The sequence below is a fragment of the Aeromonas sp. 600282 genome (assembly GCF_049175755.1).
Lineage (GTDB): Bacteria > Pseudomonadota > Gammaproteobacteria > Enterobacterales > Aeromonadaceae > Aeromonas > Aeromonas veronii_A.
Window position 1 is genome coordinate 1 of the sequence record NZ_JAAKVR010000022.1, and the last position, 18,631, is coordinate 18,631.

Here is an 18,631-nt window from a genome sequence, read left to right on the forward strand (position 1 = left end):
CTGATATGGCTCAGTCGGTAGAGCGCATCCTTGGTAAGGATGAGGTCCCCAGTTCGATTCTGGGTATCAGCACCATTAAATAGAAAGCCTCCCTGAAAAGGGAGGCTTTTTTGCATCTGTCATTTTTGTGATATCCCCTTACATTCCCTATTCCCACAACCCCCTCTGCTTGCAGCCGACACTGTTTATCTGCTGATTTGAGTCCCGGTGTGTTACTCATTTGACTGTTATTGATGGTTTTATCCAGAGATTTAACCATGATTGATTGACGTAAAACGTTTTACATGTAAAATCCGGCGCGTTTTGCCTATTACGTGGAGAAAGAGCATGGCGCAGGATAACGAATACTGTTTGGGGGCGGTACCCGCCAAAGGGCGCAAAGGTGTGCTGTCGTTGATGCTGGTGATGCTCGGCCTGACCTTCTTCTCTGCCAGCATGTGGACCGGTGGTGCGCTGGGCGCTGGGCTGGTGTTCGATGACTTCATCAAGGCGGTACTGATCGGCAACTTGCTGCTGGGTATCTACACCGCTTGTCTCGGTTATATCGGTGCCTCAACCGGTCTCTCTACCCATCTGTTGGCGCGCTACTCGTTTGGGGTGAAAGGTTCCTGGCTGCCATCCCTGCTGCTGGGTGGCACTCAGGTCGGCTGGTTTGGCGTGGGCGTGGCGATGTTTGCCCTGCCGGTACAGAAGGCGACTGGGATCGATGTGAACTGGCTGATCGCCATTTCGGGCATGTTGATGACGGTGACCGTCTACTTCGGGATCTCCGCCCTGATGGTGCTGAGCTTTGTGGCCGTGCCGGCCATTGCGCTGCTCGGCGGTTACTCGGTCTGGCTGGCGGTGACCTCGACCGGTGGCATGGCGGCGCTGCAGCAGGTACAACCGACCAATCCTATCGAGTTCACCACGGCGCTGACCATGGTGGTCGGTTCCTTTATCAGTGCAGGAACTCTGACCGCCGACTTTGTCCGATTTGGTCGCAAACCCTGGGGCGCCGTCATGATTACCATGGTGGCGTTTTTTTTGGGCAACACGCTAATGTTCGTCTTCGGTGCTGCCGGTGCGGCGGTGACCGGGCAGGCCGATATATCGGAAGTGATGTTGATGCAGGGTTTACTGATCCCCGCCATTCTGGTGCTGGGTCTCAATATCTGGACCACCAACGACAACGCTCTCTACGCCTCCGGTCTCGGATTTGCCAACATTACCGGCCTCAAGAGCAAGCCCCTCTGCGTGATCAACGGCCTCATCGGTACCGCTTGCGCCCTCTGGCTTTACAACAACTTTGTCGGCTGGCTGGCCTTTTTGAGTACGGCAATTCCCCCGATTGGTGGCATTATCATCATGGATTTCCTGCTCAATCGTGAGCGTTACCGTAAGTTTGCCGATCAGCAGTTCGAGACGGTGCGCTGGCAGGCGCTGGTCGCCACGGCAGTCGGGGTGGCTGTCGGCAAGTGGCTGCCGGGCATAGTGCCACTCAACGCGGTATTGGGCGCCGCCTTCACCTATTTCATTCTGGTTCGCCTCACCCAGCGGCCGGTTCTGGTACAGGAAGCTAACAAATGCTGATTCAACATATTCGTTTGGCCGATCGGGAAGGGTTGTGGCAGATCCGTTGTCAGGATGGGGTCATCACAGCCATCGAACCCCATGACGAACATGCCGTCGCCGGTCGGGTGCTGGACGGGGAGGGCGGTCTGGCGATCGCTCCCTTTATCGAACCCCACATTCACCTCGATACCACCCAGACAGCGGGCGAGCCGAGCTGGAACCTCTCCGGCACCCTGTTCGAGGGGATCGAGCGCTGGGCCGAGCGCAAGGCGCTGCTGACCCATGAGGATGTGAAACAGCGCGCCATCCAGACGCTGAAGTGGCAGATCGCCAACGGCATCCAGTTTGTCCGTACTCACGTCGATGTCTCCGATCCCAATCTGGTCGCGCTCAAGGCGATGCTGGAGGTGCGGGAAGAGATGAAGGAGTGGGTGGAGCTGCAGATCGTCGCCTTCCCGCAGGAGGGGATCCTCTCCTACCCGAATGGCAAGGCACTGCTGGAGGAGGCGCTCAAGCTGGGTGCCGACGTGATTGGTGCGATCCCCCACTTCGAGTTTACCCGGGAATATGGGGTCGAAAGTCTGCATTACATCTTCGATCTTGCCGAGAAGTATCAGGTTTTGGTCGATGTGCACTGTGACGAGATCGATGACGAGCAGTCCCGTTTTATCGAGACGCTGGCGACCCTGGCCTACGAGCGGGGTATCGGTCATAGAGTCACCGCCAGTCACACCACCGCCATGCACTCCTACAACGGCGCTTATGCTTCCCGCCTGTTCCGGCTGCTGAAGATGGCGGACATCAACTTCGTGGCCAATCCGCTGGTGAACATTCACCTGCAGGGACGGTTCGATACCTATCCCAAACGCCGCGGCATTACCCGGGTGAAGGAGATGCTGGAGGCGAACATCAACGTCTGCTTCGGTCACGACGATGTGTTCGATCCCTGGTACCCCATGGGCACCGCCAACATGTTGCAGGTGTTGCACATGGGGCTGCATGTCTGCCAGATCATGGGCTACGAGCAGATCAACGACGGTCTGAAGCTGATCAGCAGCCACAGCGCCCGCACCCTGAACGTGCAGGATCGTTATGGCATAGAGGTGGGCAAACCGGCCAACCTGTTGATCCTGCCTGCCGACAACGGCTTCGATGCGGTGCGCCGTCAGGTGCCGGTGCGTTACTCGATCCGCCACGGCAAGGTGATTGCCCAGACCCGCCCGGCCCAGACCGAAATCGTGCTGGGTGAGCCAGAGCCCATCGATTTTCGCCGCTGAGATTTCAATCAGGCTGGATGTCGATTAGTTCCGCCTCTGGGCACAAGGGCCGCCATTGCGACATAATGGCGGTCTGACCCTGAGGGAGTGACACCATGCAAACCTGGTTCTATGTTGCTGCAGGGGGCGCCATCGGCGCCTGCCTTCGTTTTGGGATTGCCGAACTGATGGCCTTGCTGCTGGGGCGCCACTTTCCTTACGGGACTCTGGTGGTCAACGTGGTGGGCTCTTTCATCATGGGGGTGGCATTCGCCCTCATTAGTCATGGTCATGTGGTAGAACACCCGATGAAGCCGCTGCTGATGGTGGGGATCCTCGGTGCCCTGACTACTTTCTCTTCCTTTGCCCTCGATACGGTGGTGCTGGCTCAACATGGGGCCTATCTGAAAGCGCTGCTCAATATCGGTCTCAATCTCTTCCTCTGTCTGGCCATGGTGGTGCTGGGCATGCAGTTGGTTGCGAGCCGGGTTTAAGGTGTCCGGACGCCAGTGGCTCTGGTAAACTGGCGGCCATTCTTTGCTCTATGGGTGTTTAAGGGATGTCAGAACAAGCAACGACAACGCATTTTGGCTTTAAAACCGTGGCCGCGACCGAGAAGGAAACTCTGGTAGCAGGTGTCTTCCATTCGGTGGCAGCCAAGTATGATCTGATGAACGATCTGATGTCGTTCGGCATCCACCGCCTGTGGAAGCGCTTCACCATCGACTGTTCCGGTGTGCGCAAGGGCCAGAAGGTGCTGGATCTGGCCGGAGGTACCGGTGACTTGACCGCCAAGTTCTCCCGCATCGTCGGCGAGACTGGTCAGGTGGTGCTGGCGGATATCAACGATTCCATGCTGAAAGTGGGCCGCGACAAGCTGCGCAATCTGGGGGTCGCCAACAACGTCTCCTACGTGCAGGCCAATGCCGAGGCGCTCCCCTTCCCGGATAACCACTTCGATGTGATTACCATCGGTTTCGGCCTGCGCAACGTCACCGACAAGGACAAGGCGCTCGCCTCCATGTTCCGGGTGCTCAAGCCGGGTGGCCGTCTGCTGGTGCTGGAGTTCTCCAAGCCGGTCAGTGAAGTGATCGCCAAGCTCTATGATCTCTACTCCTTCAAATTGCTGCCGAAAATGGGCGAAATTGTCGCGAACGACAGTGAAAGCTACAAATATCTGGCAGAGTCCATCCGCATGCACCCGGATCAGCAGACTCTGGCAGGCATGATGGAAAATGTCGGTTTCGAGCAGGTGGAGTACTTCAATCTGACTCAGGGTGTGGTCGCCCTGCACCGCGGTTACAAGTTTTAAGGTTGCCTATGCCGATGGATGCCATGGTCACCGCGGTGATCGAAACCAGCCTCAACCAGTTGCTGGCGCTGGACAAACAGAGCCCGGAGCGGCTGCGCAAACTGGTGGGCAAGGTGCTCAAGCTGGAGCTGCGTGAACTCAAGCCGCTCTGGTTTGTCTTCTCCGAGCGTCGGCTGGATGTGCTGGCCCAGCATGAAGGGGAGGCCGATGCGGTGCTCAGTCTCTCCCTGACCGCCCTCGGTCTGCTGAAAGACCCTTCCGCCCTGACCCGCTATATCCGCGAGGAGAAGCTGGATCTGAGCGGTGATCCCCAGCTGGTACAGGCATTCAGCGTGCTGCTGGGCGAGCTGGATATCGACTGGGAAGAGGAGCTGTCGCGCTATACCGGCGATGTCGTTGCCCACACCCTGTTCAGCGGTGCCCGTCAGGCGCGTCGTCTTTTCGGCCGCGAGCTGTGCCGCACCCGCAGCCAGCTGGCGGAATATCTGACCGAAGAGGCCCGCCTCGCCCCCAGCCCGCTGGAAGTGGCGAGTTTCAACGATGACGTCGAGGTGCTGGCCCAGCAGCTCAAGGCCGTCGAACTGCGGCTGGCCCGCTTCGAACAGCAGGTGACCTGATGACCCCGAAGGAGTTCAAACGCCTCTATCGCATCATCACCATCCTGCTGGAGCAGGGCATCGACGAACTGGTGCCCGCCCGCTATCAACCCTGGCCGGGTCGTCTGGCCCGTCGCTCCCTGTTCTGGCTCAAGAACAAACAACCGGATCTCAGCCGCGGTGCCCGCATCCGCCTCGCTTTCGAGGCTCTCGGCCCCATCTTCATCAAGTTTGGCCAGATGCTCTCGACCCGCCGCGACCTGTTGCCGCCGGATATCGCCGAAGAGCTGGCCCTGCTGCAGGACAGGGTGCCCCCCTTCTGTGGTCAGGCGGCGCGCCAGCAGATCGAGCTGAGCCTGGGTTGTCCCATCGAAACCCTGTTTGACGACTTCGACGAGACGCCTCTGGCGTCGGCCTCCATCGCGCAGGTGCATACCGCCCGCCTGAAGGAGAGTGGCCGCGAGATCGTCATCAAGGTGATCCGTCCCGACATCGAGCCGGTCATCGAGGCTGACCTGCGGTTGATGCAGGCGCTGGCCCGTCTGGTGGCCCGCTTCGTGCCCCAGAGCGCGCGACTGCGCCCCATCGAGGTGGTGGAGGAGTATCGCAAGACCATCCTCGACGAGCTGAATCTGATGCGTGAAGCGGCCAATGCCATCCAGCTACGCCGCAATTTCACCGGCTCCGAGGCGCTCTATGTGCCTGAAATCATTACCGACCTCTGCCGCGAGCAGGTGCTGGTGATGGAGCGCATCTACGGTATTCCGGTCTCCGATATACCGGCGCTGGAAGCCAACGGCACTAATATGAAGCTGCTGGCCGAGCGCGGGGTCGAGGTCTTCTTCACCCAGGTGTTCCGCGACAGCTTCTTCCACGCCGACATGCACCCGGGCAACATCTTCGTCTCTTACGAACATCCGGAAAACCCGCTCTGGATCGGCATCGACTGCGGCATCGTCGGTACCCTCAATCGGGAAGATAAACGCTATCTGGCGGAGAACTTCCTCGCCTTCTTCAACCGTGACTATCGTCGGGTGGCGGAGCTGCATGTGGAGTCGGGCTGGGTACCGGCAGACACCAAGGTGGATGAGTTCGAGTTCGCCATCCGCACCGTGCTGGAGCCCATCTTCGAGAAGCCGCTCTCCGAAATTTCGTTCGGTCACGTGCTGCTCAACCTGTTCAACACCGCGCGCCGCTTCCATATGACGGTGCAGCCGCAGCTGGTGCTACTGCAAAAGACCCTGCTCTATGTGGAAGGGTTGGGGCGTCAGCTCTACCCGCAACTCGATTTGTGGCAGACCGCCAAGCCGTTCCTCGAAAACTGGATGCACGAACAGGTCGGGCCCAAGTCGGTATTGAACGCTATCAAGGAGAAGGCGCCATTCTGGGCGGAGAAGCTGCCGGAGCTGCCGGAGCTGGTCTATGAGACCCTGCGTCAGACCCGTCATCAGCAGCGTCATTTCGACCAGATGTTTGCCGAGTTCCGCCGTCACAGCCGTCGGCAGGGGCAGGCCCGCTACCTCTTAGGGGTTGGAGCCAGCCTGCTATTGGCGGGTGTATTCTTGCTGACCCAAAAACAACACATTGAGTGGGGACAAGCCAGTCTCGCCGGTGCAGCCCTCTGCTGGCTGGTCGGCTGGTTGCGAACCCGTTCCCATTAATCAACAACCGCGCCGTCAGGCGCCTGTTCTGGAGAGAAAATCATGGGTGGTATCAGTATTTGGCAATTGTTGATCATTGCAGTCATCGTCGTGCTGCTGTTCGGTACCAAGAAACTGCGCGGCATTGGCGGTGATCTGGGCGCGGCGGTCAAAGGGTTCAAGAAAGCCCTCTCCGACGAGCCGGCTGATGCCAAGGCCGAGCAGAAAGATGCCGAGTTTCCCCCGAAACAGCTGAACGAAGCGGCCACTCAGAGCAGTGAGACCGCCAAGCAGAAAGACAAAGACCAGGCCTAAGCCATGTTCGATATCGGTTTTTGGGAGCTGGTCGTTATCGGTGTGGTAGCACTGGTGGTACTGGGGCCCGAGCGGCTGCCGGTTGCCATCCGCACGGCTACCCACTGGATCCGCCTCATTCGTTCGACCGCGAACTCGGTCAAGTCCGAGCTGGAGCAGGAGCTCAAGTTGCAAGAGCTGCATAACGACCTCAAGAAGGCCGAACAGTTGCAGATGAGCAACCTGAGCCCCGAGCTGCAGGAGTCCATCGAACAGCTCAAAGCGGCGGCCCAGTCGGTCAATCGCCCCTATCAGGTGGAGAACGAGATCCGTCCGCCGCGCCCCGAGCCGGTCGCCCAGGCTGAGCCTGCCACGCCGGTTGAGCCTGCGGTGCAGCTGAGCCACGACGTGCCGCCGGTCAACAGCCAGCGGGAGAGCGAGCTGGTGCCGGTCAGCGACTCCGCAGTAAAAGGGGAGGTGAAGTCATGAGTCAGGCCGAACAACCCCTGATCAGCCATCTGGTTGAGCTGAGAACCCGCTTGCTGCGCTCCATTACCGCCATCCTCGTGGTGTTTCTGGCGCTGATCTACTTCTCCAACAACATCTACGACTTCGTGGCCCAGCCGCTGCTCAGCCAGCTGCCGGAAGGGACCAGCATGATCGCGACGGATGTGGCGACCCCCTTCCTGACGCCGATCAAGCTGACCCTGGTGGTCTCCTTCTTCGTGGCGATCCCCTATCTGCTCTATCAGGCCTGGGCCTTTATCGCCCCCGGTCTGTACCAGCATGAGCGGCGGCTGATCATGCCGCTGGTGGTCTCCAGTGCCCTGCTGTTCTATGCGGGTATGGCGTTCGCCTACTACGTGGTGTTCCCGCTGGTGTTCGGTTTTTTCACCAGTACCGCACCCGCCGGGGTGACGGTGGCGACCGACATCGCCAGCTATCTGGACTTCGTACTGACCCTGTTCTTCGCATTCGGGGTGGCGTTCGAAATTCCGGTGGCCACCATACTGCTCTGCTGGACCGGCGTGACCACACCGCAAAACCTGAAGGAGAAACGTCCCTACGTCGTTGTCGGGGTGTTTGTGGTCGGCATGCTGCTGACGCCGCCTGATGTCTTCTCCCAGACCCTGCTCGCCATCCCGATGTGGGCGCTGTGGGAGATAGGTCTGTTCTTCGCCCGCTTCTACGTGAAGAAAGAGGATGAAGAGCAACAGGAACAACCGGATGTGGAGAGCTGAGGCTCTGTTCGTCACCTGTTTGCCGGACGGCGAGAGGATGACGACGTCCGCAGGAATAGCAGAACGAGGGGAGCTGAGGCTCCCTTCCTCTTTTCATGCTCCCGTTCGAGGCGTATGGTAAGACCCCATTCGGTAGATGGTTTTCAAATACCTGATATGTATTCCTTTTGTTCGGAACGTCTCATCCCATGATCGATATCGGTTTAAACCTGACCAGCAGCCAGTTCGCCGGCGAGCAGGCTGAGCTGGTGGCCCGTGCCCGTGCCGCCGGGGTGGAAGCGCTTATCCTCACCGGTACCGATCTGGCTGGCAGCCGCGAGAGCGCCGAGTTGGCCGCCCGCTGGCCGGGCTACTGCTTCTCCACCGCCGGGGTACACCCTCACGATGCCAAGAGTGTCGATGAGGCGACCCTGCCCGCCTTGCGCGAGCTGGCAGCCTTGCCGCAGGTGGTGGCTATTGGCGAGTGCGGTCTCGACTACAACCGCGACTTCTCCCCCCGCCCGGTGCAGGATGCGGTATTCGACGCCCAGCTGGCACTGGCTGCTGAGCTCCGGATGCCGGTGTTTCTCCACTGCCGCGATGCCCACGCCCGTTTTATCGAGATCCTCCGTCCCTGGCTGCCGAAACTACCGGGAGCCGTGCTGCACTGCTTCACCGGTTCCGACGAGGAGCTGGACGAGTGTCTGGCGCTGGGGCTGCATATCGGGGTGACCGGCTGGCTCTGCGATGAGCGCCGTGGTCAGCTGCTGCGCGAACAGGTAGCGCGTATTCCGGCCGGTCGGCTGATGATCGAGACCGATGCCCCCTATCTGGTGCCGCGAGATCTGAAACCGCGCCCGAAACGCAACGAACCCGCTTTTTTGCCGCACATCGCCCAGGTGGTGGCGGCCTGTCGTGGTGAAGCGCCCGAGGCCTTGCTGGCCCATACCCGGGCCACCTCCGCCGCGTTCTTCCAACTTCCTCTCCAGGAGTGATTCATGGCTACAACTCTTCCGGGCGCCTTTCCGGGCCGCCGCCTGCGCCGTCTGCGCAAACATGATTTCAGCCGTCGTCTGGTGCGCGAGAACGTACTGACCGTCAACGATCTCATCTATCCGGTGTTCGTGCTGGAGGGGGAGAACCGCCGGGAAGCCGTTCCCTCCATGCCGGGGGTGGAGCGTCTCTCCATCGATCTGCTGCTGGAGGAAGCCGCCGAGCTGGTGGAGCTGGGCGTGCCTGCCATCGCCCTGTTCCCGGTCACTCCGCTGGAGAGCAAGAGCCTGATGGCGGAAGAGGCCTACAACCCGAACGGGCTGGCCCAGCGCACCGTGCGCGCCCTCAAGGCTCGCTTCCCGGAGCTCGGGGTGATCACCGACGTGGCGCTCGATCCGTTCACCACCCACGGTCAGGACGGCATCATCGATGACGAAGGCTATGTGCTGAACGACATCACCACCGAGATCCTGATCAAGCAGGCGCTCTCCCACGCCGAAGCCGGGGTCGATATAGTCGCGCCGTCCGACATGATGGATGGCCGCATCGGCGCCATCCGCGCTGCGCTGGAAGAGAATGGCTTCATCAACACCCAGATCATGGCCTACTCCGCCAAGTACGCTTCCTGCTACTACGGCCCATTCCGCGATGCGGTTGGCTCTGCCGGCAACCTCGGCAAGAGCAACAAGGCCACCTATCAGATGGATCCGGCCAACAGTAACGAAGCCCTGCACGAAGTGGCGCTGGATATTCAGGAAGGGGCCGACAGCGTGATGGTCAAGCCGGGCATGCCCTATCTGGACGTGGTTCGTCAGGTGAAGGATCAGTTCGGCGTGCCGACTTTCGCCTATCAGGTCAGCGGCGAGTACGCCATGCACATGGCGGCGATCCAGAACGGCTGGCTGAAAGAGAAGGAGACCATCATGGAGTCTCTACTCTGCTTCAAGCGGGCCGGGGCCGATGGCATCCTCACCTATTTCGCCAAGCGCGTGGCGCAGTGGCTGAAAGAAGATGCCCGTTAAGCCGGGTTGAAGAGATAAACGAGAGGGGGAGCCGATGGCTCCCCCTCTGTCGTTATGGCTCTCTTTTGGTCACGAGCGGATGATTACAGCTTGGTCCAGGCATCGCTCCAGTGGCTGCCGGTACCCGGTGCATAGTGGCTGGTCGAGCCGCCACACCAGCCGCTGTAGGGCCAGGGTTTGCACTCGTAGTCACCACCGGCATTGCTGACCCGTTCGCCACTCTGATAAGCGGTGCCCGCAACATAGGCCGGGTAGCTGCCGTTACCACCGTCACTGTCACCACCCGGTGCCTGTTCCACCAACGCCAGGGTGAAGCGGCGCTCGAAGCCCTGTTTGCTCCCCTCTGCCATGCCCGCCAGCAGCAGCTCGTAACTGCCGGCCGCTAGGCCAGACTGTGCCAGCTGCAGGGAACCCTGACCATCGATCAGGGCGCTGCCGGTGGCGACCGGATTGCCACCCTGCAACAGGGTCGCGGTGACGGTCACCGGGTTGGCGGTGGTCAGCGTCAGGCTGAAGTCGAGCGCGCCGTTGACGATGAGATATTCGGACGCCAGATCGGTGACGGTGAAGTCACTGCTGCTGCCGGTCGTGGGCAGGATGAAGTCTCCGCTCAGGTAGGTCAGACCGGTCCAGCCGGAGCTGGTCAGCCAGTGCTTGCCATTGGTCTGATAGACGTTGGGCAACTGGGTGCACTGTTTGTTGTCATTGACGAAGCCGATACCGTAAAAGCTCGCCACATTCTTGTAGCAGAGCTGGCGACCATTCTGGTGCAGCACTGGCTGATCCAGCTTGCCCTTGTGGTGGAGTGACAGCCAGTCAAACTGGTTGATGGCCGAGACCAGCGGCACAAACTGGCCATCGGGCTGACGATAACGGATCAGGGATCCGGCATCACAGAGCAGACCATCAGCCCGCTGTTCGACGTACCCGTAGTACTGTTCGCCATCCTGGAAGGTGAACCGGCAGAGATTGCCTTTCTCCGACTCCTTGGGGATCCAGCCCATCAGCAGTCGCTCCTGATTGTTCAGGGCCGCCAGCTGCCCGGCACTGAAGTCGCTGCCGTTGGCTACCCAGCCTTGCGGCATGGTGGAGAATTGCATGAAGTAGTGGTCGGTATAGTACATGTGGCTGTCAGCGCGGTGCTTGCGAGCCCCCTGGCTGACCGAGTTGTAGCGATAGATGTCGTTTTCCGGCTTGTGGAAGCCGTTGAGATCATCGTCCAGATAGGGCAGGTCGCCCTTGCGGATATGGTAGTTGGCCATACCCGTCATCAGGGGATGCCAGCCGTGGCTGCCACGGGCAAACGCGCTCTCATGGCTGTAGGACTTCCCATCGAAGCCGTGGCCAAATTCGTGGGCAATGATGCCCCAGCTGCCGTAGTAGTGGCTGACAAAGTTAAAGGTATCGACCCCGGTGATGCCACCACTCCCCAGCCCGCCCCCCATGGCGGTGATCCCCAGGTTGAGGTAGGGGCGCTTCATCAGGCTGTGGTAGTAGTAGTCATAATCGGCTGCCGTAAAGATCCCGTTCGGCACATAGCTGTTGCCGCCATTGCCGAACATCTCGTAGCCGTTCACCGCCTTGAAGTTGTACCAGACGTGTTTGAACTCCTCGGTCGAGACCATGTAGGCCAGGTTGGTGGCGATGATCAGCCATTCGCGAGCGTAGAGGGCATTGATGGGGCGCCAGGAGCCGCTGGTGTTGGTGGCGAAGCGCACGTTCCAGCTTGGCTTGAGGCGTGCCAGCTTCTGGGCAAACGGATCCGAGTTGGAGCTGAACCTATGCTCGAACTGGGCAGGCAGATTGATGCTGTTGTCGAGCAGCTTGTTGAGATCAAACACACCATCGCGGCTGGCGCTGTTGAAGCGTCCCTGTTCGCCAAAGGCGCTCAGTGGCAGGGTGATTTGGGCATAGGCGGGCAGGCGATCGAGCTGGCCCAGGATCAGCCACTTGTTGATACCGTTCAGGCGTGACTCGATATTGATGTCATGCAGCTCTCTGGCTGCATAGTTGGTGATGCGCACCGTGTCGTTATCAAGCAGCTCGGTCTTGACCAGCGAATTGATGTTGACCGAACGCTGGGCGCGATCGATCAGCACCTCGTAGGGTTCGTCATTGCGCAGTATGTAGCTGACTGCGGCCGGCATCAGCTGATCGAAGATCAGCGGGCGAGCCGGCAACTGCTCGTCGGCCGTGAAGCTGATCTCCTTGCTCAGCAGCTGGTTGAAACCCAGGCCACGCTCGTTGGCGGTGACAAGCGCCGAGCCCGCCAGCTGGAGATCTTTCAGCGCCGCCACGGGCTGCTGGTTGATCTCCCGGACAGTAAAGGTCGGGTGCTTGAACTGAAAGTCGTTGGCGATCAGGGTATCGGCATCATGCCACTCGATGCGGTCCTTGAAGTTCACCACCAGCCGATCGCCATCCATGTCGATTTTTTGCAGATTGCTGTCGGCGATCACCTGCTCAGGCGCCAGCGGGATGTTGCTGGCGATGGCATCAGCCAGTTTGCGCAGGTCATAGATGTAGTAGTTTTTGCCGGCGGTGTGGGCCAGGAGATAGTCACCCACCTGATGGAGTTGCACCAGACGGTGGCTGTATTTTCCTTCAAAGGCGAGCCGACCGGCGATGGGGGTCTGGAGGCTGTTCTCCGGCGTCACATCCTGCTGGCGGTAGACCTTGATCTCGCTCAGCGCATCGGCCACCAGTACGTAATCCTGATTGGCAAAGACGGCCTGGGCGCGGTGCAGGCTGTTGCTGCCGGAATCTCGACCGGTTCCCAGGGTGGTGACATGGCGATGTTCATCGGCCAGATCGAAGATATCGACCCGGTGCGAGTAGCGCGAGACCACGTAGAGCAGGTTGTTGCGGACAAACAGTTCGCTGACCTGGTTGTAGGCCGTGGCACTGTCGGTTGCGGTGCCGCGGATCTCGCCAATCTGCTGGCGGCTCGGGATATCGATAATGGCCACATGGCCCGGATTGCCGTTCTGGCTGACATAGAGCCGATCCTGATAGCGCTCGACCGCCGTGATCAGGCTGGCGTCCAGCCCCAGCTGATCGGCCGTCAGCTCCTCGCCTTTGTCCAGATATTGCAACGAGGTGGCAAACGAGTTGACGCTGCAGGAGCTGGTCTCCATCACCACCCGGGTGCGTTCGCCATTCTGGATCTGGCCGTGGGGGAAGTACTCCAGCAGACAGCCGTTGCCGTAGTCATAGTTGCCAAAGCGTTTGTTGACCGCAACGACCCCACCGTCGTACCAGGTCAGCTCCCACTCCTCATCGAAGAAATCAAAGACGTTACGAATGGCTGTTTCGTCGAAAAAGTGGGGTTTGGGCAGATCGAACAGGATGTGGTTATCCGCTGTCAGCGGGTAGAGCAGGCCGTTGATGGCAAGGTGGCGCTTGCCATCCTTGATGATCACGTTCTGCTCGTCAGCCGCACTCTGATGCAGCGCGGCGAGACGCGCCGTCATCTGCTCGTAGTGCTCCTGATAGGTTTGTTTGAAATAGGCTTGTTCGCGCTCATCGGCCACGACATGGGCCGACAGCAGCAGTCCGAGCAGGGTGGCAAGCTTGGTGGTTCTTGGCATGGTGATTTCCTTATCTTGGTTGTTGTTGGACGTTTTTTGGTGCTTGGCAAGCATGTAAAAGAGAGGGGCTAACCCGTCCGGGTCAGTGCATCCTGCCCATCGGCAGCGTGGCTGACGGGCAGGATATGGGCGGGGGCCTGTCGGCCTCCGTTAGTGGTTGGGGCAAGGTCAGAGTTTGATCCAGGCATCGCTCCAGGCAGAGCCGGTACCCGGTGCATAGTGGCTGGTCGAGCCGCCACACCAGCCGCTGTAGGGCCAGGGTTTGCACTCGTAGTTGCCACCGGCATTGCTGACCCGATCACCGGCCTGATAGCCGGTGTTGGGGGCGTAGGCCGGGTAGTCACCTTCGCTACCGCCGTTGCTCTCTTCGGTCAGCGCAACCGGGAAGCGCTGTACCACCGGCTGCTGGCCATCTGCCAGACCGGTGATGACTACTTCGTAGCTGCCATCGGTCACATTGCTGCCCTGCAGTACCAAGGTGCTGGTGCCGTTCACCTGGCTGCTGGTGGTACCGTGGCTGTGGCTGCTCTGCTCCAGAGTCGCGGTGATCTGTACCGGGTTGGCGGTGGTCAGGTTGAAGCGGATGCTGACCTGACCGTTGACTATGGTGTACTCGCTCGCCATGGCGCTGACGGTGAAGTCGCTGCTGCCTTCGACGGGTGGCGTTGTGCCGCCGCAGTCGCTGTCGCCCTGTACGCGCCAGACGCCCCAGTCACCCGTGGTACCCGGCTCTTCGTTCTGGGTCCACCAGCCAGCCAGCCAGTTCTTGCCGTTGTGGCTGACGATGTCGCCGCCCACATAGACCTTCTTGGCATCCCAGCTGTTTTCACAGACGGCGCCCTGCTCCCTGACGGTCACGTTGCGCTGCTGGGTTACCTGCTGACCGGCGCTGTCGCTCACCTGATAGGTGAGGGTGTAGCGGCCGACCTTGCTGCTGTCGACGTTGCCGCTGACCTTGATTTGGGCGGTCAGGTCGCCATCTTCTTCATCATGGGCGCTGACGCCTGTCATCGGATCGAAAGCGGTACCCAGTTCCAGCGTGGTGTCGGTGACACCGCTGAACACCGGCTTCATGCTGTAGACCTCGATGGTACGTACCTGCTCGGTGACGTTGTTGTCGCGATCGCTCACCTTGTAGGTGAGGGGGTAGAGGCCGATGCGCTGGCTGTCTACCGAGCCTTCCACCTGGATCTGGCCAGTCAGGTCGCCATCTTCCTTGTCGTTGGCGCTGACACCTGCCAGCGGATCAAAGGCGGTACCCTGCTTGATGCGGGTATCGCTCAGGCCGCTGAACACCGGCTTGCCGTTGTCGACCGGGGGCGTGATCTCCTGATCGTGGATGAAGGGGCCGTAGCTCTTGATGAAGGATTCGTTGTAGGACTGACCGGCGGCGTTGCGGCCCATGTCCCAGTTGATGGACCAGGTCATCACGCCACGCAGCGGTTGCCCCTCGCTCTTCAGGCGGTTGAAGGCGTTGTAGAGCTTCTGCGGATCCTGCACATAGCCGGTGGCGGCGGCGTCAATGTTGGTCGGAATACCGAACACCAGCTTGTCATGGGGGATCTTGTAGAAGCCGCGGGTACCGTTGCTCAGCGAATCCGCCATGTAGTAGATGAACTCTTCTTTCAGGGCATCGTTGTTCTGGGCAATCCAGCCGATCCCATCGATGTAGATACCGTCGCCACCCTGGTTGTAGAACTGAGGGTTGATCCAGTCGTAGAACCCTTCCAGATTGCGGATATAGGGGATGTAGGCGCCAGTCTGGGTCAGATAGGGGAACTCCGGCGCCATGGTGATGAGGAAGTTTTTCCCCTGGGCGCGGTAGTGATCCTTGACCAGCCGCAGGGCCGCCGGGATCACGGTCTGGTTGTCGGCGGCAGTGATGGCGGCCTGTTCCAGGTCGATATCCAGTCCGTCGAAGCCATAGGTCTCCACCAGACGGATGATCTCGTCGGCAAAGGCCTGCTCCTGACCCTTGCGCAGCTCGATGTGTGCATCGGCACCGCCCAGCGCCAGCAGCACGGCACGGCCCTGACGGTTCAGCTCGGCAATCTGCTCGATAAACTGGCTTTCGCTCATGCCGATGGCCGGGTCGAGCTTGAAGGTGGGGATGGGATCGCTGCCATAGACCTTCATGAAGGAGACATCGACCACGTTGTATTGCGGGTTGACCTGATCGAGCTTGACGCAGGGGGCGATACCGCCCTTGTAGCCCGAGCCGTCACACCAGTTGTGCCAATAGCCGACTACTACGCCGGACTGGGGGTTGACCATCGCCTGACCGGCACTGGCGGCATATGCCATGGGGGCGCCCATGCCGAGCAGGCAGCCAAGCAGGGATAATTTGAGTTTGTTCATCGTCTCTCCGTACGGTGCAAATGGGGCGTCGATTGTGATCGGACGTCCCCGGGGGCAGCCCCGCTGTCATAGGTGTTTTCCCTTAGACCGGTGGCTTTGCGTCGCGCCCTTTCGGGTCACTTTGCCTTTTTCACCCGATTTCTGTGCAGCACAGAGAATCAAGTGACCTGCATGGCAGGTTGCCTATGATAGATGCTTGAAAATAAATTAATCAATAGTTGGTTTTGATTCTAATTAACTGAAAAATATTGATAATTTGTTACACGCCCCCACATTTTATCCGTTTCCATGATTGAGCATGACGGTACTTGGCTGGCAGCTGTGGCGCCGGTAAATGGCGGCTTTTTGCCCCTTGAAAGTAGCGATAAGAGCCAAAAAAGGCCCACAGATTCATCCTGTTACTGGCTGTTGATGGCAAAACTGCAGCAACGGCAGAGATCCGGGTCGCAATGGCTGGAAAAGTACAGGGTTGCGGCGGATTCCCGCTTGATTATTGCGTGGCTTGGCCACATGTTAGAAAGCCATACAGAGCTGCTAAAGCGGTCTGTTCAAGACCAAACAAGAGGTAACCGGGATGAATAACCCTTTGCTGACAATGGATTCGCTGCCCCCTTTCAGCCAGATCAAGCCGGAGCAGGTGCAGCCTGCCGTGATTCAGGCGATTGCTGATTGCAAGCAGAAGATCAGCGATGTGCTGGCCCAGCGTGATCCCCATACCTGGGATAGCCTGATTGCCCCGCTGGAAGAGGTAAATGACCGCCTGTCACGGATCTGGTCACCGGTCAGCCACCTCAACTCCGTACTCAACAGCGAAGCGCTGCGCGAGGCCCATGACGCCTGCCTGCCGTTGCTCTCCGAATTCCAGACCTATGTCGGTCAGCATGAAGGGCTCTATCAGGCCTATCTGGCCCTCTCCCAGAGCGATGATTTCCCGCTGCTGAGCGGCGCCCAGCGCAAGGAGATCCAGAATACCCTGCGTGACTTCCGCCTCTCCGGCATCGGTCTGCCTGCCGAGGCGCAGCAGCGTTACGGCGAGATTCAGGCCCGCCTCTCCGAGCTGGCCTCCCGTTTCAGCAACAACGTGCTGGATGCCACCCAGGGCTGGCACAAGCTGGTGGCCGATGAAGCCGAATTGGCCGGTCTGCCCGACAGTGTGCGTGCCGCTGCCCGTCAGATGGCTGAACTTAAAGGCAAAGAGGGGTGGCTGTTCACTCTGGATATCCCTTCCTACCTGCCGGTGATGATGTACGCGGACAACCGCGAGCTGCGCGCCGAGATGTATGAGGCCTTCACCACCCGCGCCTCCGATCAGGGCCCCAATGCGGGCAAGTGGGACAACTCCGCCATCATGAGCGAGCTGCTCACCCTGCGCCGCGAACTGGCCCAGCTGCTGGGCTTTGCCAACTATGCCGAGCTCTCCCTGGCCACCAAGATGGCGGACAAGACCGAACAGGTGGTGAGCTTCCTCACCGATCTGGCGGCCAAATCCCTGCCGCAAGGCAAGGCCGAGCTGGAGGAGATCCGCGCCTTCGCCGCCGAGCAGCACGGTCAGAGCGAGCTGGCAGCCTGGGATCTCGCCTACTACGCCGAGAAGCTCAAGCAGCACAAGTTCTCCATCTCCGATGAGCAGCTGCGCCCCTACTTCCCCGCCAGCAAGGTGGTGAAGGGGCTGTTCGAGGTGGTGAAGCGGGTGTTTGGCATGAAGGTGCGCGAGCGCCTCGGCATCGACACCTGGCACCCGGATGTGCGTTTCTACGACATCTTCGATGCCGACGACGAGCTGCGCGGCAGCTTCTACCTAGACCTCTACGCCCGTGAGCACAAGCAGGGCGGGGCCTGGATGGATGTCTGTCTGGGTCGTCGCTACCGTCAGGATGGCTCGCTGCAAAAGCCGGTGGCCTACCTGACCTGCAACTTCAACGGCCCGGTGGATGGTAAACCGGCGCTGTTCACCCACAACGAAGTGGTCACCCTGTTCCATGAGTTTGGCCACGGCATTCACCACATGCTGACCCGCATCGATGTGGCCGGCGTGGCCGGCATCAACGGTGTGGCCTGGGATGCGGTAGAGCTGCCGAGCCAGTTCCTCGAGAACTGGTGCTGGGAGTCCGAAGCACTGGCCTTTATCTCCGGCCACTACGAGACCGGCGAGCCGCTGCCTGCCGATCTGCTGGAGAAGATGCTGACCGCCCGCAACTTCCAGGCGGCGATGCAGATGCTGCGTCAGCTGGAGTTCGCCCTGTTTGACTTCCGTCTGCACCAGGAGTTTGACCCGGCCAGAGCGGATCAGCTCCCGGCGCTGCTGGACGAGGTGCGCAGCCAGGTGGCGGTGATGACACCACCGGTCTTTAACCGCTTCCAGCACAGCTTCTCCCACATCTTCGCGGGCGGCTATGCGGCGGGCTACTACAGCTACAAGTGGGCCGAGGTGCTCTCTGCCGATGCCTTTTCCCGCTTCGAGGAGGAGGGCATCTTCAACCCGGCCACCGGACAATCTTTCCTGAAGAATATTCTGGAGAAGGGGGGCTCGAAGGAGCCGATGGAGCTGTTCCGAGCCTTCCGTGGTCGTGAGCCCAAGGTGGATGCTCTGCTCAGACACAGTGGGATTGCCGCATGAGGCTGATGGCCACGACTGCACAGAGCCTCAAGCAGATACATTTTTGAGCCATAGTGGGATCAAGACGTGATTTCTGCGATAAAAAGGGACCTTTTGGTCCCTTTTTTCAAGGCTTTTTAATATCTTGCTGATTGCATATTTGCACAGCCTACGGCTCTTCAGTAGAGTCGTGTTCTAAC

14 protein-coding genes and 1 riboswitch are annotated in these 18,631 nt (G+C 59.8%); of the genes, 12 read left to right on the forward strand and 2 right to left on the reverse strand.

Annotation, left to right across the window (positions count from 1 at the left end; genetic code table 11):
* Positions 1–327 precede the first annotated feature (327 nt).
* The 11 genes from codB (at position 328) to hemB (ending at position 9,887) form a co-directional block, all read left to right on the forward strand.
* Positions 328–1,572 (forward strand): cytosine permease, encoded by a 1,245-nt coding sequence (gene codB / locus G5137_RS18230; RefSeq protein WP_421255768.1) that lies wholly within the window; start codon positions 328–330, stop codon positions 1,570–1,572.
* On the forward strand, positions 1,566–2,831 hold the full coding sequence (locus G5137_RS18235; protein ID WP_106844567.1) for a cytosine deaminase: 1,266 nt from the start codon (positions 1,566–1,568) through the stop codon (positions 2,829–2,831). Before codB ends, G5137_RS18235 begins: the two co-directional genes overlap by 7 nt.
* A gap of 95 nt (positions 2,832–2,926) precedes the next feature.
* Positions 2,927–3,304, forward strand: a complete 378-nt coding sequence (gene crcB, locus G5137_RS18240) for a fluoride efflux transporter CrcB (RefSeq protein WP_005339378.1) — start codon at positions 2,927–2,929, stop codon at positions 3,302–3,304.
* Positions 3,305–3,369: 65 nt separating this feature from the next.
* A complete protein-coding gene (gene ubiE, locus G5137_RS18245; protein ID WP_005342396.1) occupies positions 3,370–4,122 on the forward strand; it encodes a bifunctional demethylmenaquinone methyltransferase/2-methoxy-6-polyprenyl-1,4-benzoquinol methylase UbiE in 753 nt (250 codons plus the stop codon).
* 8 nt (positions 4,123–4,130) lie between these two features.
* Positions 4,131–4,739 (forward strand): ubiquinone biosynthesis accessory factor UbiJ, encoded by a 609-nt coding sequence (locus tag G5137_RS18250; RefSeq protein WP_227341667.1) that lies wholly within the window; start codon positions 4,131–4,133, stop codon positions 4,737–4,739.
* On the forward strand, positions 4,739–6,379 hold the full coding sequence (gene ubiB / locus G5137_RS18255; protein ID WP_005339383.1) for a ubiquinone biosynthesis regulatory protein kinase UbiB: 1,641 nt from the start codon (positions 4,739–4,741) through the stop codon (positions 6,377–6,379). Before G5137_RS18250 ends, ubiB begins: the two co-directional genes overlap by 1 nt.
* 42 nt (positions 6,380–6,421) lie before the next feature.
* Positions 6,422–6,673 (forward strand): Sec-independent protein translocase subunit TatA, encoded by a 252-nt coding sequence (gene tatA, locus G5137_RS18260; protein WP_005339385.1) that lies wholly within the window; start codon positions 6,422–6,424, stop codon positions 6,671–6,673.
* A gap of 3 nt (positions 6,674–6,676) precedes the next feature.
* Entirely contained in the window at positions 6,677–7,141 is a 465-nt protein-coding gene (tatB, locus tag G5137_RS18265) for a Sec-independent protein translocase protein TatB (RefSeq protein ID WP_110304509.1), read from the forward strand.
* Positions 7,138–7,893, forward strand: coding sequence for a twin-arginine translocase subunit TatC (gene tatC / locus G5137_RS18270; RefSeq protein WP_005342401.1), 756 nt, complete (start codon positions 7,138–7,140; stop codon positions 7,891–7,893). The genes tatB and tatC overlap by 4 nt, the downstream gene beginning before the upstream one ends.
* Before the next feature lie 188 nt (positions 7,894–8,081).
* A complete protein-coding gene (locus G5137_RS18275) occupies positions 8,082–8,867 on the forward strand; it encodes a TatD family hydrolase (RefSeq protein WP_227341666.1) in 786 nt (261 codons plus the stop codon).
* A gap of 3 nt (positions 8,868–8,870) precedes the next feature.
* Positions 8,871–9,887 carry a porphobilinogen synthase gene (gene hemB / locus G5137_RS18280; RefSeq protein ID WP_005357271.1) on the forward strand — a complete coding sequence of 339 codons (1,017 nt, stop codon included), beginning with the start codon at positions 8,871–8,873 and terminating at the stop codon, positions 9,885–9,887.
* A gap of 83 nt (positions 9,888–9,970) precedes the next feature.
* On the opposite strand, the gene G5137_RS18285 is transcribed toward hemB, so the two are convergent.
* Both G5137_RS18285 and G5137_RS18290 read right to left on the reverse strand, forming a co-directional pair.
* On the reverse strand, positions 9,971–13,477 hold the full coding sequence (locus G5137_RS18285) for a hypothetical protein (protein ID WP_421231684.1): 3,507 nt from the start codon (positions 13,475–13,477) through the stop codon (positions 9,971–9,973).
* 168 nt (positions 13,478–13,645) lie between these two features.
* Positions 13,646–15,835 carry an immunoglobulin-like domain-containing protein gene (locus tag G5137_RS18290; RefSeq protein ID WP_421231683.1) on the reverse strand — a complete coding sequence of 730 codons (2,190 nt, stop codon included), beginning with the start codon at positions 15,833–15,835 and terminating at the stop codon, positions 13,646–13,648.
* Positions 15,836–15,885: 50 nt separating this feature from the next.
* A riboswitch (cyclic di-GMP riboswitch) is annotated at positions 15,886–15,971 on the reverse strand.
* 438 nt (positions 15,972–16,409) lie between these two features.
* Here G5137_RS18290 and prlC point away from each other — a divergent pair.
* Complete coding sequence (gene prlC, locus G5137_RS18295) at positions 16,410–18,452, forward strand: oligopeptidase A (RefSeq protein ID WP_421255769.1); 2,043 nt, start codon at positions 16,410–16,412, stop codon at positions 18,450–18,452.
* Positions 18,453–18,631: the final 179 nt, after the last annotated feature.